This window comes from Parasphingorhabdus sp., from assembly GCF_036964565.1.
GTDB lineage: Bacteria > Pseudomonadota > Alphaproteobacteria > Sphingomonadales > Sphingomonadaceae > Parasphingorhabdus.
Window position 1 is genome coordinate 1 of sequence record NZ_JBALTN010000042.1, and the last position, 585, is coordinate 585.

The 585-nt window shown below is 54.0% G+C and carries 1 rRNA gene; it reads right to left on the reverse strand.

Features of this window, described 5'->3' with window-relative positions:
* Window positions 1-518: ribosomal RNA gene (locus V7650_RS18140) — 23S ribosomal RNA — on the reverse strand; the annotation flags it as partial.
* Window positions 519-585 lie beyond the last annotated feature (67 nt).

Here is a 585-nt window from a genome sequence, read left to right on the forward strand (position 1 = left end):
TTTCCCTCACGGTACTGGTTCACTATCGGTCACTAGGAAGTATTTAGCCTTGGGAGATGGTCCTCCCGGATTCCGACGGGGTTTCACGTGTCCCGCCGTACTCAGGATCCACTCTGGAGGGGATACGATTTCGGCTACAGGGCCGTCACCTTCTCTGGCCGACCTTTCCAGGTCGTTCACCTATCCTATCCCTTTGTAACTCCGTATAGAGTGTCCTACAACCCCAGGAAGCATGCTTCCTGGTTTGGGCTGTTCCCGTTTCGCTCGCCGCTACTCAGGGAATCGAATTTTCTTTCTCTTCCTCCGGGTACTTAGATGTTTCAGTTCCCCGGGTTTGCCTCACGCCGTGCTATGTATTCACACGGGTGTCCCGCCAGTCTCCCGGCGGTGGGTTCCCCCATTCGGATACCCCTGGATCAAAGTGTACTTACCACTCCCCAGGGCATTTCGCTGTTCGTCGCGTCCTTCATCGGCTCCTAGTGCCAAGGCATCCACCGTACGCCCTTTCTACCTTGATCTAGCGTCTAAGACACACGGTCCTCACGGACCATATGTGAAATAATTGGTTTGATGTCTTGATGAATC